Source organism: Caulobacter sp. Root1455 (assembly GCF_001426905.1).
Classification (GTDB): Bacteria; Pseudomonadota; Alphaproteobacteria; order Caulobacterales; family Caulobacteraceae; genus Caulobacter.
In genome coordinates, this window is the sequence record NZ_LMFQ01000021.1 from 368,471 (window position 1) to 395,120 (window position 26,650).

The following is a 26,650-nucleotide window of genomic DNA, read 5'->3' on the forward strand; positions in this document are numbered from 1 at the left end:
TCATCGAAGCGCGGGCCCGATCCTAGTCCAACCTGGGCTTAGAAGTTGAGGCGCAGGGTGGCGGTGTAGCGACGGCCGCTGACGAACCAGGCCCGGCCGTTATAGCCGGTGTTCTGTTGGAGCAGCTGCTTGTACTTGCTGTCCGACAGGTTCTGGGCTTCGACGCCCAGCTGGACCTTGTCGTTGACCTTGTAGAACAGCGATCCGTCCAGCTGGCCGTAGTCGTCGGCCCACATCGGCAGGCCCCAGGTCTGGTTGTACTGACCGGTCTTGCTGTCGAAGCCGTTGGTGCCCTGGCCGCCGTTGACGTTGACGGCCTGCAGGTACTTCGAACGCCAGTTGTAGGCGAGGCGAGCCGAGATCGGACCCTTCTCGTACATCAGGGCGACGTTGTAGCTGTACTTCGACAGGTTCGCGAGCGGCAGGTTCGTGAAGCCCGCGCCGTTGGTGTCGATGCCGTACTGGTTCAGCAGCAGGGTCGAGGCCTGGCCCGAGGTGATGTTGCTCGGGGCCGGATGGACCGTCTGCTCGCTGTCCACGTAGGTGAAGTTGGCCTGGAGGCCGAAGCCCGACAGCCAGCCCGGCAGGAAGTCGTAGAACTGGTTGTAGGCGAGCTCCACGCCCGACGCCTTGCCGTCCGCGCCGTTGACCGGCGCGGTGGTCGAGAACTGGTAGATCTGACCGTTCGTCGAGGCGTAGGGCACGTTGTAGACCTGGTTGATCACAACGTCGCTGAGGTCCTTGTGGAACACGGCCATGGTCAGCGAGCCGGTCGGCGCGAAATACCATTCCAGGGTCGCGTCGAACTGGTTCGAGCGGGTCGGCTCCAGATAAGGGTTGCCGCTGGCGGTGCCGGTCAGGCTGCTGACCGCCGCCGTCCCCGTGCCGCTGATCGACTGGCTGATCGTGGTGTAGGCCTGCAGCTGGGTGAAGTCCGGACGGGCCAGGGCCTTGGCCGCCGCGAAGCGGGCCTGCAGCGTGTCGGTCAGCTTGATCCGCACGTTGAGGCTGGGCAGCACGTCGGTGTATTCGTTGTGGAACGTGCCTTCCTGCGTCGAGCCCTGGAACCTCGGGATCAAGCCCGCCGGGATGGACGGATCGAGCGTGGGCGTCGTGGCGCCGACGAAGGCGCCGGTCGCGATGTTCTTGGTCTTGACCACGCGCACGCCGAGGGTGCCGTCGACCGGGAACTTCAGGTCATCCCAGCCAAAGGCCGCCTGGGCGTAACCGGCCCAGGTGTTCTCGTCCTGCAGGTTCTCCGAACCCAGCCCGCCGTAGGCGGGAGCCGGCCAGACATAGCCCTTGTCGCTGAAGCTGTTGTCAGCCCGGAAGCTGTGCAGCAGCTTGTAGCTGTCGGGATAGCCCTGGGCCAGGGACAGCGCCGGGAACACCACGGCGGCTGGCAGGTTGGCCTTGCCGTTGAAGAAGTTCGGGAACTGGTAGACCGTGGTCGGAGCCGGATAGTCCGTCAGATAGGCCAGGTCCGGCATGTACCAGCCCAGCATCCAGGTCTGGCTGATCCCCTGCCAGTTGTAGGACGGGTTCGACTGGATCGTGGAGGCGTCGCGGTCGGTGTAGCGGGCGCCGAAGCGGATGTTGCGCAGCGGACCGGCGTCGAACTTGTATTCGACGTCGCCGCGCCAGGCCCACTCGTGACCCACGCTCTCGTCGGCGTGGTCCATGGTGAAGCCCCAGAAGTAGTTGGCGGGGTTGGCCATGTACTGCTTGTCGACGGACAGCTTCGGAACGTCGCCGGACAGATCGACGTCCTCGCTGGGGATCAGCAGGCCGGTGGCGACCGTGGAGTCGAAGCCGCGAGTCGTGGCGCGCACATATTGCACGTCGGTCTTGATCGTCAGCTTGTCGTCCGGAGTCCACTGGGCGTGCCAGGACACGTCGCTGGTCCGCGAGTTGCGGTCGGCGGCGCGGACGTCGTCGTTGAACGACATGCCGCCCGGCGCGCTCAGCGTGCCCTTCTTGAACAGGCCCTTGTCGTCGAACTGGCCGTTGGTCACGACCACGTCGCCCGGATTGAACACCTGCGAGAAGATCGCGTACTCGCCCCACTCCATTTCATACTTGGACTGGAAGTAGGTCAGCGAGGTCTCGAACTTGTCGCTCGGACGCCATTGCAGGGCGCCGAAGACCCCGGTGCGCTTGCGGTTGAAATCCAGGGTCCGCCATTGCAGGCCGTTGGGCACCCAGACGGTCTTGCCGGTGGTGTTCCAGCCGTTGCCGGTCTCGGTGGTGTCGTCGGTGGTGGTGGTGGTGCCCTGATTATAGACCGTGCCGTTCGGAGCGTGCGGGAAATAGGCTTCCTGCTGGATGCCGTCGGTGCGGGTGTGGCTTTCCGAATAGGCCACGTCGATCAGGGCGCCGAACTCGCCGACGGGCGTGTCCCAGCGATTGCTGATCAGCGCTGAGTACGAGGGCGTCCAGTCGCCCTTGGCGAGGTCGCCATAGGTGCCGGAAACGGCCGCGCCGACCTTCAGGCCCTTGTGATCGAACGGCATCTGGGTGCGCAGGTTCACGAGGCCGCCGATGGCGCCTTCGATCTGCTCGGCCGAGGGGTTCTTGTAGATGTCGACGCCGGCCATCAGTTCGGGCGGGACGTCCTCGAACGACAGCGCGCGGCCGCCGTTGGCGCCGAAGCTGTCGCGGCCGTTGAGCTCGGAGCGGACATAGCTCAGGCCCCGGATGTTGACGCCGCTGCCTTCGACCGAGAAGTGCTCGGGGTCGCCGCGCGACATGGTGTGGTCGATGGTGACGCCGACGATGCGCTGCAGCGCTTCGGTGACCGAGCGGTCCGGCAGCTTGCCGATGTCGTCGGCGCTGATGCCGTCGACGATTTCGGTGGCGTTCTTCTTGATCTCTTGAGCGGACTTGATCGCGGCGCGCTGGCCGGTGACGACGACTTCTTCGACCGTGTCCGCGGTCTGAGCCGGCGCCGCCTGTGCGAAGGCGGCGGCGGGCAGAGCGGCGCAGAGAACAAGCGCCGACGCGCCCATGAGCATGGCGTTGCGAGAATTGCGAAGCGGCATTCCGGTTTCCTTCCCCCAGATGAGATCCGTCCCAGCGCTCTCAGGGCGCCGGTGACGTGCGCCGCTATGGCGGTCGCACGATCTGAATCTGACCTTTAGTCATATAAGTGATACTTACAAGCCGAAATTGATAGCGCTATCATTTTGCTTCCTGGGGCGCGGCTTTGGCGCCACGGTGGCGGAAATCCCCGTGAATCCGCGGCGTTTGCAACCATCATTATTATACTATAAATGCCTGGCATGGACGCGAGTATCCGCGGTCCGTGGCGTCAAGGAAGAACATGGGTCAGGGAAACGGGGGCGGCAGGTTCCGCAGCGCTCACAGCTACGGAAAGCTGGATCGCGACGGGTTTATCCATCGCAGCTGGATGAAGAGTCAGGGCCTGCCCGACGACGTGTTCGACGGCCGGCCGGTGATCGGCATCTGCAACACGTGGTCGGAGATCACCCCCTGCAACGCGGGCCTGCGCGACATCGCCGAGCATGTGAAGCGCGGCGTCTGGGAAGCCGGCGGCCTGCCCCTGGAGTTCCCGGCCATGTCGCTGGGCGAGACCCAGATGCGGCCGACCGCCATGCTGTTCAGAAACCTGCTGGCCATGGAGGTCGAGGAATCGATCCGCGGCAATCCGATCGACGGCGTCGTGCTGCTGGGCGGCTGCGACAAGACCACCCCGGGCCAGGTGATGGGCGCGGCCAGCGTCGATCTGCCGACCATCGTCGTCTCGTCCGGCCCGATGCTGAACGGCAAGTTCCGCGGCAAGGACATCGGCTCGGGCACCGACGTGTGGAAGTTCTCCGAGGCCGTGCGAGCCGGCGAGATGACCCTGCCGGAATTCATGTCGGCCGAGAGCGGCATGAGCCGCTCGCCCGGCACCTGCATGACCATGGGCACCGCCTCGACCATGGCCGCGATCGTCGAGGCCATGGGCTTGAGCCTGCCCTACAACGCCTCGATCCCCGCCGTCGACGCCCGCCGCGCGGCCATGGCCCACCACACCGGCCGCACCATCGTGCGCATGGTGCATGACGGCCTGACCATGTCGCGGGTGGCCACCCGCGCCGCCTTCGAGAACGCCCTGCGCGTCCACGCCGCGATCGGCGGTTCGACCAACGCCGTCGTCCACCTGCTGGCCCTGGCCGGCCGCCTGGGCGTCGAGCTGAGCCTCGAAGACTTCGACAACCTGTCGCGCGACGTGCCGCTGCTGGTCGACCTGCAGCCCTCGGGCCGCTTCCTGATGGAAGACCTGCACTATGCCGGCGGCCTGCCGGCGGTGATGAAGCAGATGGCCGCGTTTCTGAACCCCGAGGCCCCGACCGTCTCGGGCGTTCGGATCGGCGAGCAGTACGAGAAGGCCGAGGTGTTCAACGCCGAGGTCATCCGCGGCGTCGAGGCGCCCGTGAAGCCCGACAGCGGCATCTGGGTGCTGCGCGGCAACCTGGCCCCGGGCGGCGCGGTGATGAAGCCCAGCGCCGCCAGCCCCGAACTGCTCAGTCACAAGGGCAAGGCCGTGGTCTTCGAGACCATCGAGGACTTCAAGGCCCGCATCGACGATCCGGACCTGGACGTCGACGCCGGCTCGATCCTGGTGCTCAAGGGCTGCGGCCCCAAGGGCTATCCGGGCATGCCGGAAGTGGGCAACATGCCCCTGCCGACCAAGCTGCTGGAAAAGGGCGTCAAGGACATGGTCCGCATCAGCGACGCCCGCATGAGCGGCACCGCCTTCGGCACCGTCATCCTGCACGTCTCGCCCGAGTCCGACGCCGGCGGTCCGCTGGCCGTGGTCCGCGACGGCGACGAGATCGCGCTGGACGGCCCGACCCGATCGCTGAACCTGCTGATCTCCGATGAAGAACTGGCGTCGCGCCTGGCCGCCTGGCGCCAGAACCCGCCGGCGCCCAAGGCGACGCGCGGCTACGCCAAGCTCTACATCGACCACGTGCTGGGCGCCGACAAGGGCGCGGACCTGGACTTCCTGGTTGGCGCCAGCGGTTCGGTCGTCACCCGCGAGTCCCACTGATGAATCCCATGGACAGCTCGGTCACGATCTTCGGCGACTGGGGCACCTCGCGCCTGCGGCTCTATCTGCGCCAGGGCAAGAGCGTGCTCGACCGCCGCGACGGGCCGGGCATCGGGGCGCTGACCCAGTCGCCGCGTGACACCTTCCTCGACCTGGTCGGCGACTGGCGCGAGGCCGGGCCGTCGCTGGCCCTGCTGTGCGGCATGGTCGGCTCGCGCAACGGCTGGCAAGAGGCGGCCTACGCTCCCTGCCCCGCCAACGCCGCCGACATCCGCGAACGCCTGCTGCACATCGACGCCGACGGCCTGCCGGTGGCCATCGTGCCGGGCCTGTCGTGCCGCAACGCCCTGGGCGGACCGGACGTGATGCGCGGCGAGGAGACCCAGATCCTGGGCGCTCTCGAGCTCGACCCCACGCTCAAGCGCGGCCGCCGCCTGCTGGCCCTGCCCGGCACCCACACCAAGTGGGTGGTGGTCGAGGACGGGACGATCACCAGCTTCCTGACCGCCCCGGTCGGCGAGCTCTACGCCCTGCTGCGCGAGCACTCGATCCTGGCCAAGGCCGCCCCCGGAGACGGCCCCGAGTCGCCCGAGGGATTCGCCCGCGGCGTCGTCCGGATCGTCGAACAGGGGCCCGCGCGCCTGCCGCACCTGATTTTCGAGACCCGCAGCCGACAACTTCTGGACGGCCTGCCCAAGGACGAGGCCATGGGCTTCCTGTCCGGCCTGCTGATCGCCAGTGATACCGCAACCACCTCAAGCTGGTTTGGGGATCTGGGCCAGGTGTCGCTGATCGGCGCCCCGGCCTTGAGCGCCCTCTATGCCCAGGCCATCGCCGCCCATGGCGGGTCCAGCGTGGCCGTCGACGGCGATTCCGCCGTCCTGGCTGGATTGACAACGTTGTCGCCAGCTCAGAACAGTGGAGTTCATGTCCTTGCCTAAGCTTCAGACCCCGCCGATCGTCGCCATCCTCCGAGGCGTCACGCCCGAAGAAATCATCGACATCGCCGCGGCCCTGGTCGAGGCCGGAGTCCGGGCCATCGAAGTGCCGATGAACTCGCCCGACCCGCTGGTCAGCATCGGCAAGCTGTGCGCCGCGTTCGGCGACCAGGCCCTATGCGGGGCCGGCACGGTGCTGTCGCCGGAGGTCGTGGACCAGGTGGCCGGCGTCGGCGGCAAACTGATCGTCACCCCCAACACCGACGCCGCCGTCATCAGCCACGCCGTCGGCCTGGGCCTGACCGTGATGCCCGGCTTCGCCACGCCCAGCGAGGCTTTCGCCGCCGTCAAGGCCGGGGCCCGCGCGCTGAAGCTGTTCCCGGCCGGCACCTTCGGGCCGGGCCACATCAAGGCGATGCGCGACGTGCTGCCCAAGGACGTCAGCGTCTATGCCGTCGGCGGTGTCGGCGCGGCCAATCTGAAGCCTTGGATCGAGGCCGGCGTGTCCGGCATCGGCGTCGGCGGCGAGCTCTATCGCCCGGGCTACACGGCCGAAGAGGTCAGCCAGCGGGCCAAGACTCTGGTGGCGGCCTGGGTCGACCAGACCACCCAGTAACCAGTCCGCGTCGCAACAAGAATACGGCCCTAAGGGGGGACCCCAGTGAGAACCATCGATTTCGTCATCCTGGCGATCTACGCCGTCGCCATCTTCGGATTGGCCCAATGGGTTTCCCGCGACAAGGGCGGCCACAAGAAGGACTCCACCGACTACTTCCTGGCCGGCAAGGCCCTGCCCTGGTGGGCCATCGGCGCCTCGCTGATCGCCGCCAACATCTCGGCCGAACAGATCATCGGCATGAGCGGCTCGGGCTACGCCCTGGGCCTGGCCATCGCCTCCTACGAATGGATGGCGGCCCTGACCCTGCTGATCGTCGGCAAGTTCTTCCTGCCGATCTTCCTGAAGAACAACATCTCGACCATGCCGCAGTTCCTGGAGCAGCGGTACGGACCCAGCGTCCGCAACGTGATGGCGGTGTTCTGGCTGATCCTCTACGTCTTCGTGAACCTGACCTCGATCCTGTGGCTGGGCTCGATCGCCATCCACACCGTGACCGGCGTCGACCAGATGACCGCCCTGGTGATCATCGGCGTGTTCGCCCTGGCCTATCAGCTGTGGGGCGGTCTGAAGGCCGTGGCCCTGACCGACATCGTCCAGGTGGCCCTGCTGATCACGGGCGGCCTGATCATCGTCTACCTGTCGCTGGACAAGATCGGCGCGGGCGGCGGGGTCGTCGCGGGCTTCCAGCATCTGACGAGCCAGTTCCCCGAGAAGTTCGACATGATCCTCAGCAGGGACAATCCGCACTACAAGGACCTGCCGGGCCTGTCCGTGCTGTTCGGCGGCCTGTGGGTGATGAACGTCTCGTACTGGGGCTTCAACCAGTACATCATCCAGCGCGCCCTCGGCGCCAAGGACATCGCCGAGGCCCAGAAGGGCATCGCCCTGGCCGCCTATCTGAAGCTGCTGATGCCGGTGATCGTCGTGCTGCCGGGCATCGCCGCCCTGGTGCTGGTTCCCGGCCTGACCAAGCCCGACCAGGCCTATCCGGAGATGATGAAGCTGCTGCCGCCCGGCGTGCTGGGCCTGGTGTTCGCCGCCCTGGTGGCCGCGATCGTCGCGTCGCTGGCCGCCAAGATCAACTCGATCGCCACCATCTTCACCCTGGACGTCTACGCCAAGATCAAGACCGGCTCGAGCGAGCGCCACCTGGTCACCGTGGGCCGGATCACCGCCGTCGCCGCCGTGATCGTCGGCATCGTCATGGCCAAGCCGCTGCTGGGCAAGGCCGAGCAGGCCTTCCAGTTCATCCAGGACTTCACCGGCTTCTTCACCCCCGGGATCGTGGTGATCTTCATGCTGGGCCTGTTCTGGAAGCGCGCCACCACCGCCTCGGCCCTGGTGGCCGCGATCGGCGGCGCGGCCCTGTCGGGCGCCTTCTTCGTGGCCGACAAGATGGGCGTGTTCGTGATCCCGTTCATGAACCGCGTGGGTCTGGTGTTCCTTCTGACCCTGGCCGCCGCCGTTCTGGTGTCGCTGGTCGCGCCGCAGAAGAAAGCGGTCAACGTCGTGTCGCTGGAAGGCGTCAGCTACAAGACCACCGCTGGGTTCAACATCGCCGGCCTGGGCGTGATCGTGATCCTGATCGTTCTTTACGCCACCTGGTGGTGATGAGGCGGGCGGCGTTTTCCTGGATGACCGCCCAAGTCTGAACCGCAAGCCCCGTCACGACCGCCGTGACGGGGCCTTCATCTTTGACATGATTGTTCCGGGCGTGAACGAAGCACGCTACAAGGTCTGACCTTTTTTGAAGACGACCGTTTTCGAGAGCATTCAGGGGAACGAGCACTTGGTGATCCGTACGCAGCCGGGCCTCAGTCTGACCTATGGACTCGTCGAGTCCTTGGGCCAGGCCATTGTCACGGGTGAATACGCCCAGGTCGGCTTTCCCACCGAAGGCGAGCTGTCCAAGCAGTTCGGCGCCAGCCGCACGGTGACGCGCGAGGCGGTCAAGATGCTGACGGCCAAGGGCCTGCTCAGCGCCCGCCCCCGCCACGGCACCGTGGTCGAGCCCGAGAACGAATGGAACCTGCTGGATCCCGACGTCCTGCGCTGGATGCTGGAGCGCAAGTTCAGCCTGCGCCTGCTGGCCGAGTTCACCGAGATGCGTCTGGGCATCGAGCCCGCCGCCGCCGCCCTGGCCGCCCGCAACGCCGACGAGGTCGGGCTTGAAGGGATCCGCAAGGCGCTCAACCGCATGAAGGCCGCCGCCGGCGGCGAGGACGATCCGCTGTCGGCCGACATCGCCTTCCACGTGGCGATCCTCAACGCCACCAAGAACCCGTTCTATCGCGACCTGCACGAGCTGGTGAACACCGCCCTGCGGATCTCGATCCGCTTCACCAACCGCATCAAGGGCCGCACCGCCTCGATCCCCTCGCACGAGGATGTGGCCGACGCGATCTTCGCCCGCGACGCCGAGGCCGCGCAGAAGGCGATGCAGATCATCCTGGTCGACGTGCTGGATCTGATCCGCGCCGCCTCGCCCGACACTGAATCCGCCAGCGCCCGCCGCGACGCCTGATCGGGCGTTGCAACGGCGCGCGTTCCGGGTAAGTTGACAGCGTTGTCACGCCTAAAGGCGGCAAGGCGGCTCGCAGAAGCCCTCGAGGAAACACCATGCGTCCAGCTTTCAAGATCCTGACCGCCTGCGCCCTGCTGTCGGCCCTGTCGGCGACGCCGCTCGCCGCCCGCGAGATCGCTCCGGGGGACCAGGTCAAGGCCATGACCCGCGGCGTCAACGTCCTCGGCTACGACCCGCTGTGGAGGGATCCGGCCAAGGCCCGCTTCCAGATGCGCCACTTCAAGACCATCAAGGACGGCGGCTTCGACGCGGTGCGGGTCAACCTGCACGCCTTCTCGCACATGGACGCCGACAACCAGCTGGACCCGGCCTGGCTGAAGACGCTGGATCAGGTCGTCGAGGCCGCGCTCGCCCAGAAGCTCACCGTCATTCTCGACGAACACAATTTCGGCGACTGCGGCAATGATCCCGCGACCTGCAAGCCCAAGCTGACCGCCTTCTGGAAACAGATCGGCGAACGCTACAAGGACGCGCCGGACGGCGTGGTGTTCGAGCTGCTGAACGAGCCGAACAAGGCCCTGACCGACGAACTTTGGAACGCCTGGGTCGCCGAGCTGCTGCCGGTGGTCCGCGCGACCAACCCGACCCGCAACGTCATCATCGGCCCGGCCTTCTGGAACAACATCGATCACCTGAAGCAGCTGAACCTGCCGGAAGGCGACCGCCACCTGATCGCCACCGTCCACTACTACCTGCCCATGGCGTTCACCCACCAGGGCGCGCCGTGGAATCCCGACACGCCCAAGCTGGGCGTGACCTGGGGCACGCAGGCCGAGCGCCAGCGGATGAAGGCCGACTTCGACGGCGTCCAGGCCTGGGCCAAGGCCCACGACCGGCCCATGCTGCTGGGCGAGTTCGGGGCCTACGACAAGGGCGACATGGCCTCGCGCGCCGCCTATACCGACGCCGCCGCCCGCGAGGCCGAGGCCCGCGGCTGGGCCTGGGCCTACTGGCAGTTCGACAGCGACTTCATCGTCTACGACATCAACAAGGATGCGTGGGTCGAGCCGATCCACGAGGCGCTGGTTCCGAAGTAGGCCGCTCTTCTCTCGTCCGCCTCCCGGCCCTCGGGTCGGGCCAAGCGCGTCCATGGGACGTTCGTCCGGGATGACAAAGAGAGCGTTTCGCGCCATTCCATCCGCGCCCCGTGCTCTCCCCACACAGGAACCTCGCCGTGCAGAAGCCCTACGTCGCCGCCGACACCCGCTATGACGCCATGCCTTATCGCCGCACCGGCCGCAGCGGGCTGGACCTGCCGGCGATCTCGCTGGGGCTGTGGCAGAACTTCGGCGGCGCGGACGTGTTCGAGACCGGCCGCGCCATCCTGCGCCGGGCCTTCGACCTGGGCGTCACCCACTTCGACCTGGCCAACAACTACGGCCCGCCCTACGGCTCGGCCGAGGAGAACTTCGGCAAGGTCATGGCCGCCGATTTCGCCGCCCATCGCGACGAGCTCGTCATTTCCACCAAGGCGGGCTGGGACATGTGGCCGGGCCCGTACGGCGGGATCGGCGGCTCGCGCAAGTATCTGATCGCCAGCTGCGACCAGAGCCTCAAGCGCATGGGCCTGGACTATGTCGACATCTTCTATTCGCACCGCGTCGACCCGACCACGCCGCTGGAGGAGACCATGGGCGCCCTGGCCCACCTGCACCGGCAGGGCAAGGCGCTGTACGTGGGCATCTCGTCCTACTCGCCCGAGCTGACCCGCCAGGCCGCCGCCATCCTGAAGTCGGAAGGCGTGCCGCTGCTGATCCACCAGCCGTCCTATTCGATGCTGAACCGCTGGATCGAGGACAACCTGCTCGACACCCTGGAGGACCTGGGCGTCGGCTGCATCGCCTTCTCGCCGCTGGCCCAGGGCATGCTGACCAACAAGTACCTGGGCGGCGTGCCCCAGGACTCCCGCGCCGCCCGCGAGGGGTCGCTGGGCGGGCACATGCTCAGCGCCGACAACATCGCCCGCATCCAGGCCCTGGACGCCCTGGCCAAGGCCCGCGGCCAGAGCCTGGCCCAGATGGCCCTGGCCTGGGTGCTGCGCGATCCGCGCGTCACCTCGGCCCTGATCGGCGCGCGGACCGTGGCCCAGCTCGAGGATTCGCTGGCGGCGCTGAACACCCTGGGCTTCACGGACGAGGAATTGAGGCAGATCGACCGCCACGCGACCGACGGCGCGATCGACCTTTGGAAGATCTCCTCCAACCTGGCCGCCTCGGATTTGCCCAAGAGCTGACCGCATCTTGCGGTGGAGCGCCTTCGGAATACAATCAGCCGAATGGACCCGGGGGCCGACGGCTTGGACCAGACAGTGAGCGGCATGGACCGATTGACGCCGCGTGAGCGCGATTGCCTGCGTCTCGTGGACGAGCACCTGAGCTCGAAGGAGATCGCGCGCCGTCTCGGCCTGTCCAAGCACACCGTCGATTGGCACCTGGACAAGGCGCGGCGGCGGCTGGGCGTCGCCGATCGCTACGAGGCCGCCCGCCTGGTCTCGCCCCGCAACCAGACCCCCCCTCCGATCGCGCCCCCTCCGATCGCGTCAGGGTCCGACGCGGCGGGACTAGCCCCTCCGCCTTCCCCTGCTCATCCTTCCTCCAGGTCTTTTGACCCCGTCGAGGTCTCGCGGTTCGCCGACCAACAGGTCGAGGGCCGCGATATCGAGGAAGGAACAGCCGGTGCCGCCACTTACGGACTCTCAGAAGGACGCGATCGATCAGGCCATCAGCCTGCGCCGCGACGCCTTGAACTTTCAGAAGACCTGGCCGACCCTCAACTCGCAGGACGACCTGGCCCCAGCCTTCACCTGGACGGAGCTGGAACGTCAGCTCGCCAGCCTGGCGGCGACCGCCCAGAGCGCCATGATGGCTTCGGACCTGGTCAACGCGACGCGCAAGCAAGCGAACTTCAAGCCGCCGGAAATGGTGCTGCGCGAGATCCTCTGCGTGGCGGGCGCCTTGATGGACGAGAGCTTCCTGCCGCCCGGCCGTTCGGAAGTTGGGGAGGCCCCAATGACCTGACCGTCGGCCAACGGCTGGCTCTGATCGCCGCCATGATGCTCGCGACCGCCTTCGCGTTCGGATCCTTGCTCGCCGGCCTGCACGCCCTTCGGGGCCTCTTCTAGGCCCGTCGCCGCCCGAGCGCTCTCCACAGCTTCACCCCCATCACGCGTCGCGCCTCCACGGATGGGCGGCGCGAGGAGAACCGTCATGCTCAAGGAACGCCGCAGCGCCGCCGAGGCCGTGGCCGAAGCCCTGTTCGCCGCCGAGAAGGCCATCGACGCGGCCATCGCCAGCACCGCCGCCCTGACCACCCTGATGCCGGCCTCGCGAGAAGCCGCGAACCTGTCGGTGATGGTCGGTCAGGACGCCCTGATCAGCGCGATCGAGACGATGCGCGCCCTGGGCGTGGCCCGGCAGAACATCCTCGAAACCCATCAGGGCCTCAGCAAGGCCCAGCACGACATCGGCCTCTCGGCCGTTTCCTTCGGCGGCGGCGGCAAGAAGCCGCCCCCCAGCCTGATCGGCAGCCTACGGGCCGTGCCGACCACGCGCGAAGTCGCCTGAACCCTCCCCTCCTCAGGCCTCGCGCCGCGGGCCCGATCATGCGCCCCCACATGTGATCGGGCCCGCGACTTGCCGTATCGGCTTGCGCCAGGGATGGGTTTACGCTGAAGGGTCGGCGCGCCGCCGGCGGCCCTGCCCCAGAAACCTCGCAGATGTACGTCCAGACTCTCGACCAGCTGTTCAGCCTCGCCGTGCTCGTGACCTGTTGCGGCCTCGCCGTCTGGCGCGGGCGCTGGGTCGAGCGGATCGCCGCGGCGGCGATGGCCGCGGCCTGGTTCGCCAGCCCCCTGGTGCAGGACGACCAGCAGACGCTCGGCGCCCAGAGCGGCGTGCTGGTGGTCGATGTCCTGCTGCTGCTTGTCCTGCTCTACCTGGCCCTCACGACGGATCGCTGGTGGACCATGGCCGCGGCGTCGTTTCAGGGCGTCAGCGCCCTGGTTCACCTGGCGGCGGCGATCGACAAGCAGATCATCCCCCGCGCCTACTACGTGGCCGGCAGCCTGCTGAGCTACCTGGTGATGGGCGCCCTTTTGATCGGCGCCTGGAACGCCGGACGACGGGAGAGGCCCGGTCCGGACAGGTTCACCTGACCTCGTTGCGCCTCCTTACGATCATTTAATCCGGTGAACGGCGTTTCTCGGCTAGAAGGCGTTGGCTGTTCAAATAATCGGAGCTGAGGTGGTCGTGCATCAACGGATCAATAAACGCGGCCTGCGTTCGACTGCGTTGCCCGTGATGCTCTGCATCAGCGCTTTGGGCCTGTCCGCCTGCGACCACGGCGGCGACAAGGCCAAGGCCAAGACGTCCAAGCCGTCGCAGGCCGCCAGCCAGACCGTCGGCGTGTCGGTGGTGTCCGTCCAGTCGCTGCCGCGGGTCATCAACGCCTCGGGCACCGTCACGCCCTGGGAAGAGGTGCCCGTCGGCGCCGAGACCGGCGGCCTGACGGCCGTGTCGGTCAACGCCGAGGAAGGCCAGACCGTCCGCCAGGGCCAGGTCCTGGTGGCCATGAACGACACCATGCTCCGCGCCCAGCTGCACCAGCAGGAGGCCGCGGTGGCCAGCGCCAGGGCCACCCTGGCCGAGGCCCAGGCCGCCCTGGGCCGCTCGCGCGAGCTGCAGGCCAAGGGCTATCTGTCGACCGCCTCGCTCGACACCGCCACCGCCCGCCAGCAGACCGCCGCGGCCCAGCTGGAAGCCGCCGACGCCTCGCGCAACGAGACCCTCGCCCGCCTGGGCCAGGCCGTCGTCCGCGCGCCGGTCTCCGGCCTGATCAGCCGCCGCAGCGTCACCAAGGGCCAGATCATCTCGCCCGGCGTGGAACTGTTCCGCATCGTCCGCGACGGCCGCCTGGAACTGGACGCCGAGATCCCCGAAGCCGACCTGCTGGCCCTGCGCGCCGGCATGCCGGCCACGGTCACCTCCGACCAGGTCGGCCAGACCACCGGGACGATCCGCATCGTCACCTCCGAGGTCAACACCCAGACCCGGGTCGGCCTGGCCCGCATCAGCCTGGCGCCCGGCAGCGGCTTCCGCTCGGGCATGTTCGCCCGCGCCCAGATCGCGGCCGGCGCCCAGCCCGCCCCGACCATCCCGACCGCGGCCATCCTCTATCGCCAGAACCAGCCGGGCGTGTTCGTGGTCGGCGCCAACAACCATGCCCAGTTCCGGCGCATCGACATCCTGGCCCGCAACGCCGACCGCACGGCCGCCAACGGGTTGAACCCCGGCGAGCGGGTCGTGGTCGAGGGCGCGGGCTTCCTGGGCGACGGCGACAGCGTCCGCGTCGCCGCCTCTTCCGGCAAGACCGCCCCGCCCGCCGTGGCCGTCGCGGCGAAACGCTAGGGGCTGGCGATGAACAACATCTCACGCTGGGCGATCAAGAACCCGATCCCCGTCATCCTGCTGTTCGTGCTGCTGACCATCGCCGGCATCTCCGGCTTCACCAGCATGCGGATCAACGACAATCCGGACGTCGACCTGCCCTTCGTGGTGGTCAGCGCCTCGCGCCCCGGCGCGGCCCCGACCGAGCTGGAGACCCAGGTCACCCGGCTGATCGAGGACTCGATCGCGGGGCTGGGCCAGGTGCGCCACATCAGCTCGACGGTCGGCGACGGCTATTCCTCGACCTTCATCGAGTTCGAGCTGGGCGTCGACCACGAGCGGGTGACCAACGACGTCCGCAACGCCATGGCCAATCTGCAAAGCTCCCTGCCCCAGGACATGCAGATCCCGAACGTCACCCGCATCGACATCTCGGGCGACGCCCTGATCACCTATGTGGTCCAGGCCCCGACCCTGACGCCGGAGCAACGCAGCTGGTTCGTCGACAACGACGTCGCCCGCGCCCTGCTGGCCATCAAGGGCGTCGGCCAGGTCAACCGCCAGGGCGGCGTCAGCCGCGAGATCCAGGTGGCTCTCGACCCCGACCGCCTGTCCGCCCGCGGCGTCACCGCCGCCCAGGTCAGCCAGGCCCTGCAGTCGGCCAACGCCGACCTGCCCGGCGGCCGCGTCACCGTCTCCGGCTCCGAACGCGCCATCCGCACCCTGGGCGCGGCCGGCTCGGTCGACCAACTGCGCGAGACCCGCGTCCAGCTGGGCAACGGCGAGACCGTGCGCCTGGGCGATCTGGGCGACGTCGAGGACCGTTGGGCCGAACCCCGCAACCGTGCGCGTTTCAACAACGAAGAGGTCGTGACCTTCAACATGGTCCGCTCGCGCGGGGCCAGCGAGGTCAAGATCGCCGAGAAGATCCGCAAGGAGGTCGAGAAGCTCGACAAGGCCCACCCCGAACTGAAGATCGTCGAGCTGACCTCGAACGTGAAGTATATCGAGCAGAGCTATTACGCCTCGCTCGAGGCCCTGGGCCTGGGCGCCCTGCTGGCGGTGCTGGTGGTGCTGCTGTTCCTGCGCGACTGGCGGGCGACCTTCCTGGCGGCCGTGGCGATCCCGCTGTCGCTGTTGCCGACCTTCGCGCTCATGGCGCCCCTGAACCAGTCGCTGAACGGCGTGACCTTGCTGGCGTTGTCGCTGACCGTCGGCATCCTGGTCGACGACGCCATCGTCGAGATCGAGAACATCGTCAGGCACATGCGCGGGGGCAAATCGCCCTATGACGCGGCCATGGAGGCCGCCGACGAGATCGGCCTGGCCGTCGTGGCCACCACCTTCACCATCGTGGCGGTGTTCGCGCCCGTCGGGTTCATGCCCGGCATCGTCGGCCAGTTCTTCAAGGCCTTCGCCCTGGCGGCCTGCATCTCGGTGCTGTTCTCGCTGCTGGTCGCCCGCATGCTGACGCCGCTGATGGGCGCCTACATGCTCAAGGCCCACCACAAGCCCGACAGCGATCCGTTCTGGATGGCCCCCTATCTCAAGGCCCTGAACTGGGCGCTGAGCAACAAGCTCAAGGTGGCCGCTCTGGCCCTGCCGATCCTGATCGGCACCGGCTTCCTGTTCACCCGCCTGCCGTTCGAGTTCCAGCCGGCGGCCGACCGCGGCCGCGCGCCGTTCAGCGTCGAACTGCCGCCGGGCGCGACCCTCGACGAGACCGACGCCATCGTCATGCGGATGACCCGCGAACTGGAGGCCCGCCCCGAAGTGACCGGGGTCTACGCCTCGGTCGGCAGCGACGGCGTCAACCAGGCCCGTGTCACGGCCGACCTCGTGGCGAAAGGCCAGCGGATCAGCCAGCGCGACTTCAGCCGCCAGATGGTCGACCAGTTCAAGGCCATCCCCGGGGCCCGCATCGGCGCCGGCGGCAACAACGGCGGCGGTCCCAGCGACGGCTCCGCCTTCACCCTGCGCCTGATCGGCGACAACGGCCCGCAGCTCGAGGTCGCGGCGCGCGCCATCGAGGCCCAGATGCGCGGCGTCAAGGGCCTGGCCAACGTGGTCAACACCGCGGCCATCGCCCGTCCCGAGATCATCGTCACCCCCAAGCCCGACCAGGCCGCCCGGGCCGGCGTCTCGGCCGGGGCGATCTCGCAGGCGGTGCGCGTGGCCACGATCGGCGACATCGACCAGTCCCTGCCCAAGTACAATCTGGGTGACCGCCAGGTGCCGATCCGTCTGCGCCTGACCGACGACGCCCGCGAGAACATGTCGGTGCTGGAGACCCTCAAGGTGCCCTCCAGCCACGGCGGCTCGGTGCCGTTGAACGCGGTGGCCGACGTGCGCTTCGGCGCCGGTCCCTCGCAGATCTCGCGCCAGGACCGCTCGCGGGTGGCCGAGATCACCGCCGAGTTGGACGGCCTGGTCGTCGGCGACGCCTCCAAGGCCGTGCACGCCCTGCCGGCGGTCAAGAACCTGCCGCCCGGGGTGCGCGAAGCCCCGGCCGGCGACGCCGAGTTCATCGCCGAGATGCTGACCGGCTTCGCCGCCGCCCTCATCACCGGCATCCTGCTGATGTACGTCGTGCTGGTGCTGCTGTTCCGCAGCTTCGCCCACCCGGTGACCATCATGGCCGCCCTGCCCCTGGCCATCGGCGGCGCGTTCGGTCTGCTGGTCCTGGTCAAGAGCAGCTTCTCGATGTCGACCCTGATCGGCATCCTGATGCTGCTGGGCATCGCGGCCAAGAACTCGATCCTGTTGGTCGAGTACGCGATCATGGCCATGAAGGGCGGCATGACCCGCAGGGAGGCCTTGCTCGACGCCGCCCACAAGCGGGCCCGGCCGATCATCATGACCACGGTCGCCATGGCGGCGGGCATGGCCCCGGTGGCGTTCGGCTTCGGCGCCGACGTCGAGTTCCGGGCCCCGATGGCCATCGCGGTGATCGGCGGCCTGATCACCTCGACCTTCCTGTCCCTGCTCTACATCCCGGTGGTGTTCATCTTCATGGACATGCTGAAGAACTGGTCCAGCAAGATCATGGACCGGTTGTTCCAGCACCAGAAGCGCGCGCCCAGCCATGCCGTTCATGGCCATGGGCATCCGCCCGAGCCGATCGTCAGCGGCGGTGGCCGGGAGCTTTAACCCCGACCTTGACGGTGCGGAGCCAAGTCAAACCCCTCGCCCCAGCGGCGAGGGGTTTATTTTTGGCTTGTCCCCGTCTTCGGCATCGGGTCTCGATCGAAGGACCGGCGCGACTCGCCGGCCCAGGGCCCGCTCATGAATTCCGATCTCGACACCGACACCGCCGCCGCGCGGGCGCTCTTCCAGTCGCTCGAGGGCATGGAGGGGCTGTCGCGGCCGGAACCCGCCGTCGCGACAGCCGCCAAGCGCCGTTTCCCCGGCCAGGCGGCGCTGATCAAGCTCTATCCCGGCGTGCTGGTGGCGGTGACCATCGCCCTGGCCTCGCAGTGGCTGGCCCAGCACTACGGCGCGCCGGTCATGCTGTTCGCCCTGCTGTTCGGGATGACCTTCCACTTCCTGCACGAGGAAGGCCGCTGCGTCCCGGGCATCGAGTTCTCGTCCAAAGCGATCCTTCGCTTCGGCGTGGCGCTTCTGGGCGCGCGGATCACCGCCAGCCAGATCCTGGGCCTGGGCCTGACGCCGATCATAATGGTGATCGTCGGCATCGGCTCGACGATCGGCCTGGGCGCGTTGCTGGCCAAGCGCATGGGCCTGCGATCCAGCTTCGGGGTGCTGTCGGGCGGCGCGGTCGGCATCTGCGGCGCCTCGGCCGCCCTGGCCATCGCCTCGGTCCTGCCGCGCGGCAAGGACGCCGAGCGCGACACCATCCTGGCCGTCGTCACCGTCACGGCCCTGTCGACCATCGCCATGATCACCTATCCGCTGCTGACCGCGGCCCTGCACCTGGACCACACCCGGGCGGGGATCTTCCTGGGCGGCACGATCCACGACGTCGCCCAGGTGGTGGGTGCCGGCTACATGATCTCGCCCCACACCGGCGACGTGGCGACCTATGTCAAGCTGCTGCGGGTGACCATGCTGCTGCCGGTGGTGTTCACCATCGCCTTCGTCGTGGCGCGCATGGGCCCCGGAGCCGGCGGCGGCGCCAAGCCGACCGTGCCGCTGTTCCTGATCGGCTTCGCGGTGTTGGTGATCGTCAACAGCCTGGGCTGGCTGGCCAAGCCCGTCACCGACGCGGCCAACGAAGTGTCGCGCTGGTGCCTGGTCACGGCCATCGCGGGTCTCGGCATGAAGACCTCGTTCAAGGACCTGATGACCGCCGGCTGGCGGCCCGTGGCGTTGATGGTCTTCGAGACGGTCTGGATCGCCGGGGTGGTGCTGGTGGCGGTGACGTTCTTCACCTAGCCAAGGCCTACCTAGCCGCTGTTTGGGCCGGGATCGTCCGCAACGCCTGGGCCACCAACGGCGCCAGGCGCTCGCCGATGACCCGTGCCCCCGCCGCGTTGGGGTGGATGCCGTCGCCCTGCATCAGCCGCCGCGACCCGCCGACCCCGGCCAGGATGTTGGGATAGAGCGGCGCGGCGAACTCGTGGGCCAGGGTCGGATAGACGGCGTTGAACTCGCGCGCATAGGCCGCGCCGAACAGGGTCGGCGCGCCGACCCCGACCAGCACCACGCCGATCCGCCGGTCACGCAGGCTCTGCAGGATGGCGCGCAGATTGGCCTTGGTCACCCGCGGCTCGATCCCCTGCAGCAGGTCGTTGCCGCCCAGGGCGACGACGCACAGGGTGGTGTCCCGCGCGACGCTGTAATTGACCCGCGCCAACCCGCCGCCGCTGGTGTCGCCCGGCACGCCCGCCGCCCGCACCTGAGCGCCCACGCCCATCCGGGTCAGGGCCGCCTGCAACTGGGCCGGCATGGCGGCTCGGGCCGGAACGCCAAGTCCCGCGGTGATGGAATCGCCCAGCACGGTGACGACCGGCGGCCTGGCCGGCGGACGCGGCCCGGCCGCCGCCTGGGTGGCGAGGAGCAAGCCGGCGAGAATCCGGCGACGGTCTGGAAAGCGCGGTGCGGCGAAGCTCATGACTTCCTATGTGGGCTGGCCCTCATCCAGACAATGTCCACGAAATCAGGAAGTTTCATGGCCGAGGCCTCCGCGTCGCCCGGGTCATGATCCCGCGGGGCGACGCGGCGCGGCTTTCGACGGCGGGCGGGCCTTTGGCGGCGGCGGCGCGGCGACCGGCGGCGACGAGGTTGGAGGCGGCGTCAGCAGCGGATCGCCAGGATTGCCCGAACCGGCCTGCGGCAGGCTGTTGATCGGCACGCCCGGCAGCATCGGCTCGCCCGTCCACTCCCAGTGCCAGGGCTCGAACACGTAGTTGACGAAGCCGAACCGGCCGGCGTTGACGACCATCCAGCGATAGACGCCCGAGCGGGCCATCGCCAGACGGTTGGGATCGGCGCTGGAGTCCGGCCCGAAGCCCGGGGCGGCGGCGATGAACAGGTCCACGGCCAGGCCCGTGCGGTGGGCCGAGCAGATGGTGCGCGACACGCCCTGGCAGTTGTTGTCGCTCGCGCAGCGGGCGGCGTCGGCGAGGGGGTCGCGGAAGCCGGAAAACAGGGTCAGGGTCCGTGGGTCGCGCACCACGCCCGCCGCCTTGGCCTCGGCGACCATCCGGCGATAGGCGTCCAAAGCGCCGGGGCGCAGCTGGATGGTCTTGCCGCCGTAGCTCTCCTCGGGCTTGGCGGCGGCCAGCATGGCGGCCGACGGCGCGCCGGGACAGATCCCCTCGCCGTTGACCTTCACGAACGGCCGCGAGCGATGCCAGCGCACCAGCATCACCTTGAAGGTCTCCGGATCGAAGGTCCCCGTCGACTTCAGGCCATGGCCGCCCTGCCAGCGCGCCAGGGCGGCGGCGAAGCGGTTCGAACCCGGGGCGCAGGCCGTCTGGATCTCGTGGGCGACGTGCGGGGCGTAGATCTCCCAGCCGATCTCGTCGCGGCCGAACGGCGCCCAGGTCAGGGTGGTCAGCGAGGCGGCGTTGACCGGCGCGGCGCTGGTCGAGGCCCCGCCGGCTTGGCAATCCTCGGGCGTCGCACCGGCCGTCGGCGCGAAGGTCGGGCTCGACGGCGGGTCGTTGGACGGCAGGTAGGTCGGCGGCTCGTAGGCCAGCGGCTCGCGCGGGGCCGAGACCGAGGGCGGCGGCACGGCCGGCGAGGGCCGGCTGGGCCACAGCACCCAAGCGAAGAACACCGCGATGAGCACGGCCAACCCGCCCACAACCCAGATCAGCCGACGCAGAATCTTCAACCGGTGGCTCCTTGGTCCAGAGGACCGCCGTGGAACTTCGCCATGGCTGAAGGCTTGAGAGGGGCAACGCGTTCCCGCCTCGGAGTTGTTACATGCCCTCGACCCTGCGTCCCGCCGCCCTGTTGCTTGGCTGTCTCGTGGCGACGACCGCCTGTTCCGATCCCGCGCCGAAGCCGCAACAGCCGCCGGCCGCGTCGCAGCCCGCCGCTCCGTCGCCGCAGACCCCGCCGCTGGTTCCCGCCGCGCCCGCGCCAGCTCCGGCCGCGCCTTCGCCGCTGGCCCTGTCGGTCAACGCCGCCGCCTTCGATCCCGCCGCCGTGACGCCCGAGGCCAAGCAGGCCTATCTGGTCCGCGCCCAGGTGCTGCTGGACCGCGCCCACTTCTCGCCCGGCGTGATCGACGGCCAGGAGGGCGGCAACCTGACCCTGGCGCTCAGCGCCTTCCAGGAGGCTCACCGCCTGACCGTCGACGGCAAGCTCAGCCCCGCCGTCTGGGACGCCCTGGCCGCCGACGCCGCGCCGGTCCTGACCGACTATGTCATCACGGCCGAGGACGTGGCCGGTCCGTTCACGCCGGACATCCCCAAGGACGACTACGAGGCGATGGCCAAGCTGCCGGCGCTCGGCTACGGCACGCCGCTCGAGGGCCTGGCCGAGAAGTTCCACATGGACGAGCCGCTCCTGCGGGCCCTCAATCCCGGCGTCGACTTCTCCAGGGCCGGGACCACGATCATCGTCGCGGCCCTGGGCGCCGACGGCCTGCCCGGCAAGGTGGCGCGGATCCTGATCGACAATTCCAAGGGCACGCTGCGCGCCTTCGGCGATGACGACACCCTGCTGGCGGTCTATCCGGCCACGGTCGGCAGCACCGAGCGCCCCGCGCCCACCGGCGAGTGGGAGGTCAATACGATGGCCCCACGTCCGACCTACACCTACGACCCCTCGCGCCTGACGTTCGGCAAGCCCAAGGGCAAGCTGACCATCCAGCCGGGCCCGAACAATCCGGTGGGCTCCACCTGGATCGACCTGACCAAGGACACCTACGGCATCCACGGCACGCCCGATCCCAAACTGGTCAACAAGCGCGCCTCGCACGGCTGCGTGCGGCTGACCAACTGGGACGCGGCGGAGCTGGGGGCGGCGGTGCGCAAGGGCGCGAAGGTGGTGTTCGAGGGCCGGGCGGCGCGGTAGCGAAAACCCTCTCCCCTCCGGGAGACGGTTTCTAAATCGCCAGCCGCAGCCCCACCCGCACCACGCGCGGCGCCGCGTAGCCCGCCACGCCGTCGGCCGTCCGTGAGGTCTGGATATTGGCGTCCAGCAGGTTGTCCCCCGCCACATAGGCGGTCACCAGAGGCCGCACCCGCCAGTTCAGCCGGGCGTCCAGGCGGTAGGCCGGGTCGAGCACGCGGCTGTTGAGGTCGTCCTCGAACCGCTTGCCCTCCCAGGTCAGGTCGGTCGCCAGGGTCAGTCTGTCGGTCAGCTCGGCCGACAGACCCGCCGTGGCGCTCCAGATCGGGGCCTGGGCAGGCCGCTTGCCGGTCAGTTGCGGGGCGGTCGAACCGCCGTCCACGCGCGCGTCGGTGACCGACAGGGCCGAGCTCAGGGTCACGGCCCCGACCTTGCGGTCGGCCCGCCCCTCCAGGCCCACCGCGTCGATGGTTCCGGCGTTCTGGCGCTGGCGCAGCACCCCGCCCGCCGGGATGAAGCCGCCGATCGGGAAGGTCGCGGGCCCGGCGCCCAGGGTGACGTTGACGATCGGATCCTCGATCCGGTTCCAGAACGCCGTAGCCTCGATCAGCCCCTTGGCGCCCTTGCGCGAAACGCCCGCCTCCAGCCCTTCCAAGCGCTCGGGCTCGAGGGCGGCGTTGGCCTCGGTGACGTCGTTGCCGACTCGGAACGGGCGATAGAGCTCGTTGAGGCTGGCGGGGCGGAAGCCGGTGTAGCCGGCCAGGCGGACCACCGCGTCTCCCGCGATCTCGCGGGTCACGCCCAGGCGGCCGCTGACCACCTCGCCGTCGCGGTCGGCCGGACGCCGGTCCACCAGCACGGCCCCGGTCAGGGCGTTGCGCTCGACACGGAAGCCGTCGGTGGTTTCCCAATGGTCCAGCCGCAGGCCGCCGGCCACCAGCCACGGGCCGGTCGTCCATGAGCCGTCGGCATAGGCCCCGACCACCGAGGTCTTGCCGCCCGCCACCCGGTCGCGGGTGTAGGTCCCGCCCGAATAGCCGTAGCGCTCGCGCTCCTCGCCGTCGTTCAGGCGGGCGTCGGCGCCCAGCTCCCACTCCACGCCGCCGATCTTCTGGCGCAGGGCGCCGTTCAGGCCCCAGCCGGTAGCGGGCGTCTTGTCCTGACTGTTGGCCGGGGTGGTGAACGAGCGGTCGGCGGCCACGGCGACCGAGCTGTTGAACAGGTCGCTGGTCCGCCGCCAGGCCTGCAGCCGCCAGCCCAGGGCCTGACCCCGCGGAGCCCGCACCAGGGTGGCGCTGAGCACGTTGCCCGAGGCGTTGGCGCGCGCCCCGACCAGGCCCGCCCCGCGTTCCTCCTCGAAGAACCCGCCGCGCAGCGACAGCAGGCCCAGGCCCGTGGCCATGTCGATCCGGCCGGAGATGCTCTTGGCCTCGAGACCCGTCCTGGCGTCGGCCGCGCCCCGAGCGTCGCCGCGCACCGGCACATAGCCGTCGGACTTGTCGTAGAAGGCCGCGCCGAAGACTTCGAACCGCCCCAGGGTCGAGACCGCCGCCGCCGAGGCGCGCCGGCTGCCCAGCTCGCCGACCGAAACGTCGCCGGCGATGCCCGCGTCGCGCTCCTTCAGGCCGATCACCCCGGTCAGGGCGCCGGCGCCGTAAGGGCCCGCCCCCGCCCCACGCACGATGTCGACGCCGCTCAGGGACTCCGGGGCCAGCTGCGACCAGATCACCCAGCCGCCGAACGGGTCGTTCAGCGGCACGCCGTCCAGGGTGACCAGGGTGCGCCCCGCGCCTGACGGGGCGATGGCCCGCAGGCTGATGCCCTGGGTGGTCGGATTGGCCGACAGGCTGGAGGTGCGGCGAAACAGCGAGACGCCGGGCGTCCGGCTGATCGCCTCGTCGACCCGCTGGGTCGTGGCCAGGTCGCGCTCGCTGAGATGGACCGCCGAGAAGGCCGCCTCGGCGGCGGCGGGCGGCAGACGGGCGGCGGTGACGATCACCTGTTCGACGGGGGGCGGCGAGTCGAAGGGCATGGGAACCTCGCGGAGGCAGCGCTTGGCGATCACCTAGACCGGTTCTGGCGGCGGAAGAACGGCGCTCAAGCGGTCCGGTTCGATTTTCCGTCATTTGTGCAATGAGACTGGCGTTCTAGGGTTAGGAACGATTTTGGGGGCCGGGAGGACCGTCATGAAGATCGCCATGCAGATTAGGCGCCTGCCGCCGGTCCGCGCGTCGCTGCGGCCGACCAACCACCCCTACCTGACCGGGGCCTGGACGCCGCTGCACGAGGAGGTCGACGCGGCCGATCTGGAGGTGCTGGAGGGCGCGATCCCGACCGACCTGGACGGCGTCTATCTGCGCAACACCGAAAACCCCGTGCACCAGCCTCTGGGCCGCTATCACCCGTTCGACGGCGACGGCATGGTCCATCAGATCGAATTCCAGAACGGCCAGGCCAGCTATCGCAACCGCTTCATCCGCACGCGCGGGTTCGAGGCCGAGCAGGAAGCCGGCGAGAGCCTGTGGGGCGGTCTCGCGGATGGTCCGGGCACGTCCAAGCGGCCGGGCTTCGGCGCCCATGGCGGCCTGAAGGACACTGCCAGCACCGACATCGTCGTCCATCGCGGCGAGGCGATCGCCACCTTCTACCAGTGCGGCGAGGCCTATCGCCTGGATCCCCTGACCCTGGAGAACCTGGGCGTCGCCGCCTGGGCGCCGCTGGACGGCGTCTCGGCCCACGCCAAGGTCGACGAGGCGACGGGCGAACTGCTGTTCTTCAACTACTCAAAGCACGCGCCCTACATGCACTACGGCGTGGTCGACGCGAACGGCCGGCGCACGGTCTATCAGCCGATCGACCTGCCCGCCCCGCGCCTGCCGCACGACATGGCGTTCACCGCGAACTATTCGATCCTCAACGACCTGCCGGTGTTCTGGGACGCGGGCCTGCTGGAGCGCGGCATCCACGCCGTGCGCCTGCACAAGGGCGTGCCCTCGCGGTTCGGGATCTTGCCGCGTCACGGCGGCGCGGTGCGCTGGTTCGAGGCCGCCCCGACCTACGTCCTGCATTGGCTGAACGCCTATGAGGAGGGCGACGAGATCGTTCTGGACGGCTACTTCCAAGAGAACCCGACACCGCGCCCGCTGGAGGACGCGCCCGAGGGCCACGGCCACCTGATGGCCTATCTGGACGAGCACAGCTTCCGCCCCAAGCTGCATCGCTGGCGGTTCAACCTGGCGACCGGCGAGACGACCGAGCATCACCTGGACGAGCGGATCCTGGAGTTCGGCATGTTCAACCAGGCCTACGCCGGGCGGCCCTACCGCTACGCCTATTCGACCACCGCCAAGCCGGGCTGGTTCCTGTTCAACGGCTTCGTCAAGCACGACCTGGAGACAGGCCAGAGCTGGAGCCTGCCCCTGGAGCCCGGCCGCTACGCCAGCGAGGCCCCGTTCGCGCCGCGCGTCGGGGCGACCAGCGAGGACGACGGCTACCTGGTCAGCTTCATCATCGACGAGAACCGGGGCGCGTCGGAGTGCCTGGTGGTCGACGCCAAGACCATGACCCCGACGTGCCGCATCGCCCTGCCCCATAAGATCAGCAGCGGGACCCACGCGGTGTGGGCGGGGCGCGAGCGCTTGAACCCTCTCCCATAAGGACAAGGATTCTAGCAGCTTGCCGGATCATCCCGCTTCAGCACGCAGATCATCTTGTTGCCGCGCGGCGCGCCGTAGACCGCGACCAGCCGCTTCTCCAGATAGGTCCACTTGTTGCGGGTGTCCTGAGCGGCGACGCTCATGGCGCGCGTGTAGGCCGGCATGCCGCGCGCCGTGCCGGTGGTGTCCTTGTTGAGCACCGCGTGCTTGATCCGCCCGGGGCAATGGGCGAATTCGGGAAAGCCCTCGTAGCAGCCGCTGATCAGCCCCGACGGAAACACCCCGCCGCCGCCCGGCGCCAGCCAGAGCGCGGGGGCGGTATGGTTCAGTCCCTGGGGATCATCGATCGAGGGCGCGCCCCGTGGCGCGTCGGTCCAGTTGCTGTGCGAATAGAAGTCCTGAGCGGCATGGAAGACCAGGCCCATGTCCTCGAAGACGTTGCACTTGGCCCGCCCCTTGGCGCCGTTGAAGATGCAGCCGCCCCAGATGCTGGTGCTGTCCAGCTCGAGGTTGGGCTTCACCAGGCCAGCGGCGTCGGTCACCGCGGCGTTGATGTTGGTGATCACGTAGGTGCGGCACGCCGTCAGGGTGGTCACCGCGCCGGCCTGGCTCTGCGGATATCCCGGAGCGTCGAAGAAATCGCCGCCGTCGCAGTGGGCGGCCTTGAGGTTCGACAGACCGCGGTCCGGATTGTCGGGCATCCCGACCGCGCCCCAGGTGCCGTTGGCCCCGGCCAGCTGTCCCAGCGACTGCGGGCCGAACCCGAACGAGGCCAGGCCGCTGCGCGTGATGCGCTCATGCTCGGCGTTCTGGCCCAGGGCGCGGATGGTGCCGAAGGCCTGGGCCCTGGGAGCTAGCGCCTGGGGCGCGAGCAGGATGGAGACAGCCGCGACCGCTAAAGTCATCGAGCGCTTACGCATGA

The 26,650-nt window shown here is 68.9% G+C and carries 20 protein-coding genes and 1 pseudogene; 16 read left to right on the forward strand and 5 right to left on the reverse strand.

Features of this window, described 5'->3' with window-relative positions; genetic code table 11:
* Positions 1 to 38: 38 nt before the first annotated feature.
* Positions 39 to 3,041: a TonB-dependent receptor gene (locus ASD21_RS13855; RefSeq protein ID WP_082554761.1), complete on the reverse strand. Its 3,003-nt coding sequence runs from the start codon at positions 3,039 to 3,041 to the stop codon at positions 39 to 41.
* Between the two features lie 281 nt (positions 3,042 to 3,322).
* Here ASD21_RS13855 and ASD21_RS13860 point away from each other — a divergent pair, with 281 nt between their 5' ends.
* The 14 genes and pseudogenes from ASD21_RS13860 (at position 3,323) to ASD21_RS13920 (ending at position 18,979) form a co-directional block, all read left to right on the forward strand.
* Positions 3,323 to 5,059, forward strand: a complete 1,737-nt coding sequence (locus ASD21_RS13860) for an IlvD/Edd family dehydratase (protein WP_056442062.1) — start codon at positions 3,323 to 3,325, stop codon at positions 5,057 to 5,059.
* Between the two features lie 8 nt (positions 5,060 to 5,067).
* Positions 5,068 to 6,000 (forward strand): 2-dehydro-3-deoxygalactonokinase, encoded by a 933-nt coding sequence (locus ASD21_RS13865; RefSeq protein WP_056442474.1) that lies wholly within the window; start codon positions 5,068 to 5,070, stop codon positions 5,998 to 6,000.
* Positions 5,993 to 6,613, forward strand: coding sequence for a 2-dehydro-3-deoxy-6-phosphogalactonate aldolase (locus ASD21_RS13870; RefSeq protein ID WP_442856975.1), 621 nt, complete (start codon positions 5,993 to 5,995; stop codon positions 6,611 to 6,613). Before ASD21_RS13865 ends, ASD21_RS13870 begins: the two co-directional genes overlap by 8 nt.
* A gap of 45 nt (positions 6,614 to 6,658) precedes the next feature.
* Complete coding sequence (locus ASD21_RS13875; protein ID WP_056442068.1) at positions 6,659 to 8,227, forward strand: sodium/sugar symporter; 1,569 nt, start codon at positions 6,659 to 6,661, stop codon at positions 8,225 to 8,227.
* Positions 8,228 to 8,411: 184 nt separating this feature from the next.
* Positions 8,412 to 9,140, forward strand: coding sequence for a FadR/GntR family transcriptional regulator (locus tag ASD21_RS13880; protein ID WP_056442477.1), 729 nt, complete (start codon positions 8,412 to 8,414; stop codon positions 9,138 to 9,140).
* 95 nt (positions 9,141 to 9,235) lie between these two features.
* Entirely contained in the window at positions 9,236 to 10,237 is a 1,002-nt protein-coding gene (locus ASD21_RS13885; protein WP_082554762.1) for a glycoside hydrolase family 5 protein, read from the forward strand.
* A gap of 179 nt (positions 10,238 to 10,416) precedes the next feature.
* On the forward strand, positions 10,417 to 11,433 hold the full coding sequence (mgrA, locus tag ASD21_RS13890; RefSeq protein WP_056442484.1) for an L-glyceraldehyde 3-phosphate reductase: 1,017 nt from the start codon (positions 10,417 to 10,419) through the stop codon (positions 11,431 to 11,433).
* 84 nt (positions 11,434 to 11,517) lie between these two features.
* Positions 11,518 to 11,676: pseudogene (locus ASD21_RS24755) on the forward strand (helix-turn-helix domain-containing protein); the annotation flags it as partial.
* 199 nt (positions 11,677 to 11,875) lie between these two features.
* Positions 11,876 to 12,217: a hypothetical protein gene (locus ASD21_RS24760; RefSeq protein ID WP_056442071.1), complete on the forward strand. Its 342-nt coding sequence runs from the start codon at positions 11,876 to 11,878 to the stop codon at positions 12,215 to 12,217.
* A 189-nt stretch (positions 12,218 to 12,406) separates the two neighbouring features.
* Entirely contained in the window at positions 12,407 to 12,763 is a 357-nt protein-coding gene (locus ASD21_RS13900; protein ID WP_156390629.1) for a hypothetical protein, read from the forward strand.
* 152 nt (positions 12,764 to 12,915) lie between these two features.
* The gene (locus ASD21_RS13905; RefSeq protein ID WP_056442078.1) at positions 12,916 to 13,353 is read left to right on the forward strand and encodes a hypothetical protein; all 438 of its coding nucleotides are present in this window, start codon (positions 12,916 to 12,918) and stop codon (positions 13,351 to 13,353) included.
* A 145-nt stretch (positions 13,354 to 13,498) separates the two neighbouring features.
* On the forward strand, positions 13,499 to 14,605 hold the full coding sequence (locus ASD21_RS13910; RefSeq protein WP_056442081.1) for an efflux RND transporter periplasmic adaptor subunit: 1,107 nt from the start codon (positions 13,499 to 13,501) through the stop codon (positions 14,603 to 14,605).
* A gap of 9 nt (positions 14,606 to 14,614) precedes the next feature.
* Entirely contained in the window at positions 14,615 to 17,734 is a 3,120-nt protein-coding gene (locus ASD21_RS13915; protein WP_056442084.1) for an efflux RND transporter permease subunit, read from the forward strand.
* Positions 17,735 to 17,869: 135 nt separating this feature from the next.
* Entirely contained in the window at positions 17,870 to 18,979 is a 1,110-nt protein-coding gene (locus ASD21_RS13920) for a YeiH family protein (protein WP_056442095.1), read from the forward strand.
* Positions 18,980 to 18,986: 7 nt separating this feature from the next.
* Here the strand turns inward: ASD21_RS13920 and ASD21_RS13925 are convergent, their stop codons facing one another.
* A complete protein-coding gene (locus ASD21_RS13925) occupies positions 18,987 to 19,658 on the reverse strand; it encodes an arylesterase (RefSeq protein WP_056442098.1) in 672 nt (223 codons plus the stop codon).
* A gap of 84 nt (positions 19,659 to 19,742) precedes the next feature.
* Entirely contained in the window at positions 19,743 to 20,885 is a 1,143-nt protein-coding gene (locus ASD21_RS13930; RefSeq protein ID WP_056442106.1) for a D-alanyl-D-alanine carboxypeptidase family protein, read from the reverse strand.
* A gap of 92 nt (positions 20,886 to 20,977) precedes the next feature.
* Between ASD21_RS13930 and ASD21_RS13935 the strand changes: the two genes are divergently transcribed.
* The gene (locus ASD21_RS13935; RefSeq protein ID WP_056442108.1) at positions 20,978 to 22,075 is read left to right on the forward strand and encodes a L,D-transpeptidase family protein; all 1,098 of its coding nucleotides are present in this window, start codon (positions 20,978 to 20,980) and stop codon (positions 22,073 to 22,075) included.
* A 31-nt stretch (positions 22,076 to 22,106) separates the two neighbouring features.
* On the opposite strand, the gene ASD21_RS13940 is transcribed toward ASD21_RS13935, so the two are convergent.
* Positions 22,107 to 24,104, reverse strand: coding sequence for a TonB-dependent receptor (locus ASD21_RS13940; protein WP_056442487.1), 1,998 nt, complete (start codon positions 24,102 to 24,104; stop codon positions 22,107 to 22,109).
* A gap of 166 nt (positions 24,105 to 24,270) precedes the next feature.
* Here ASD21_RS13940 and ASD21_RS13945 point away from each other — a divergent pair, with 166 nt between their 5' ends.
* Positions 24,271 to 25,728 (forward strand): carotenoid oxygenase family protein, encoded by a 1,458-nt coding sequence (locus ASD21_RS13945; protein ID WP_056442489.1) that lies wholly within the window; start codon positions 24,271 to 24,273, stop codon positions 25,726 to 25,728.
* Between the two features lie 11 nt (positions 25,729 to 25,739).
* Here ASD21_RS13945 and ASD21_RS13950 read toward each other — a convergent pair whose 3' ends face one another.
* Positions 25,740 to 26,648 carry a hypothetical protein gene (locus ASD21_RS13950; RefSeq protein ID WP_156398375.1) on the reverse strand — a complete coding sequence of 303 codons (909 nt, stop codon included), beginning with the start codon at positions 26,646 to 26,648 and terminating at the stop codon, positions 25,740 to 25,742.
* Positions 26,649 to 26,650: the final 2 nt, after the last annotated feature.

Bases quoted from the DNA above. Each gene is read 5' to 3' on its own strand.
- ASD21_RS13855 (WP_082554761.1), bottom strand. From the start codon at position 3,041: ATGCCGCTTCGCAATTCTCGCAACGCCATGCTCATGGGCGCGTCGGCG.
- ASD21_RS13860 (WP_056442062.1), top strand. From the start codon at position 3,323: ATGGGTCAGGGAAACGGGGGCGGCAGGTTCCGCAGCGCTCACAGCTAC.
- ASD21_RS13865 (WP_056442474.1), top strand. From the start codon at position 5,068: ATGGACAGCTCGGTCACGATCTTCGGCGACTGGGGCACCTCGCGCCTG.
- ASD21_RS13885 (WP_082554762.1), top strand. From the start codon at position 9,236: ATGCGTCCAGCTTTCAAGATCCTGACCGCCTGCGCCCTGCTGTCGGCC.
- mgrA (WP_056442484.1), top strand. From the start codon at position 10,417: ATGCCTTATCGCCGCACCGGCCGCAGCGGGCTGGACCTGCCGGCGATC.
- ASD21_RS13900 (WP_156390629.1), top strand. From the start codon at position 12,407: ATGCTCAAGGAACGCCGCAGCGCCGCCGAGGCCGTGGCCGAAGCCCTG.
- ASD21_RS13905 (WP_056442078.1), top strand. From the start codon at position 12,916: ATGTACGTCCAGACTCTCGACCAGCTGTTCAGCCTCGCCGTGCTCGTG.
- ASD21_RS13910 (WP_056442081.1), top strand. From the start codon at position 13,499: ATGCTCTGCATCAGCGCTTTGGGCCTGTCCGCCTGCGACCACGGCGGC.
- ASD21_RS13915 (WP_056442084.1), top strand. From the start codon at position 14,615: ATGAACAACATCTCACGCTGGGCGATCAAGAACCCGATCCCCGTCATC.
- ASD21_RS13920 (WP_056442095.1), top strand. From the start codon at position 17,870: ATGAATTCCGATCTCGACACCGACACCGCCGCCGCGCGGGCGCTCTTC.
- ASD21_RS13925 (WP_056442098.1), bottom strand. From the start codon at position 19,658: ATGAGCTTCGCCGCACCGCGCTTTCCAGACCGTCGCCGGATTCTCGCC.
- ASD21_RS13935 (WP_056442108.1), top strand. From the start codon at position 20,978: ATGCCCTCGACCCTGCGTCCCGCCGCCCTGTTGCTTGGCTGTCTCGTG.
- ASD21_RS13940 (WP_056442487.1), bottom strand. From the start codon at position 24,104: ATGCCCTTCGACTCGCCGCCCCCCGTCGAACAGGTGATCGTCACCGCC.
- ASD21_RS13945 (WP_056442489.1), top strand. From the start codon at position 24,271: ATGCAGATTAGGCGCCTGCCGCCGGTCCGCGCGTCGCTGCGGCCGACC.
- ASD21_RS13950 (WP_156398375.1), bottom strand. From the start codon at position 26,648: ATGCGTAAGCGCTCGATGACTTTAGCGGTCGCGGCTGTCTCCATCCTG.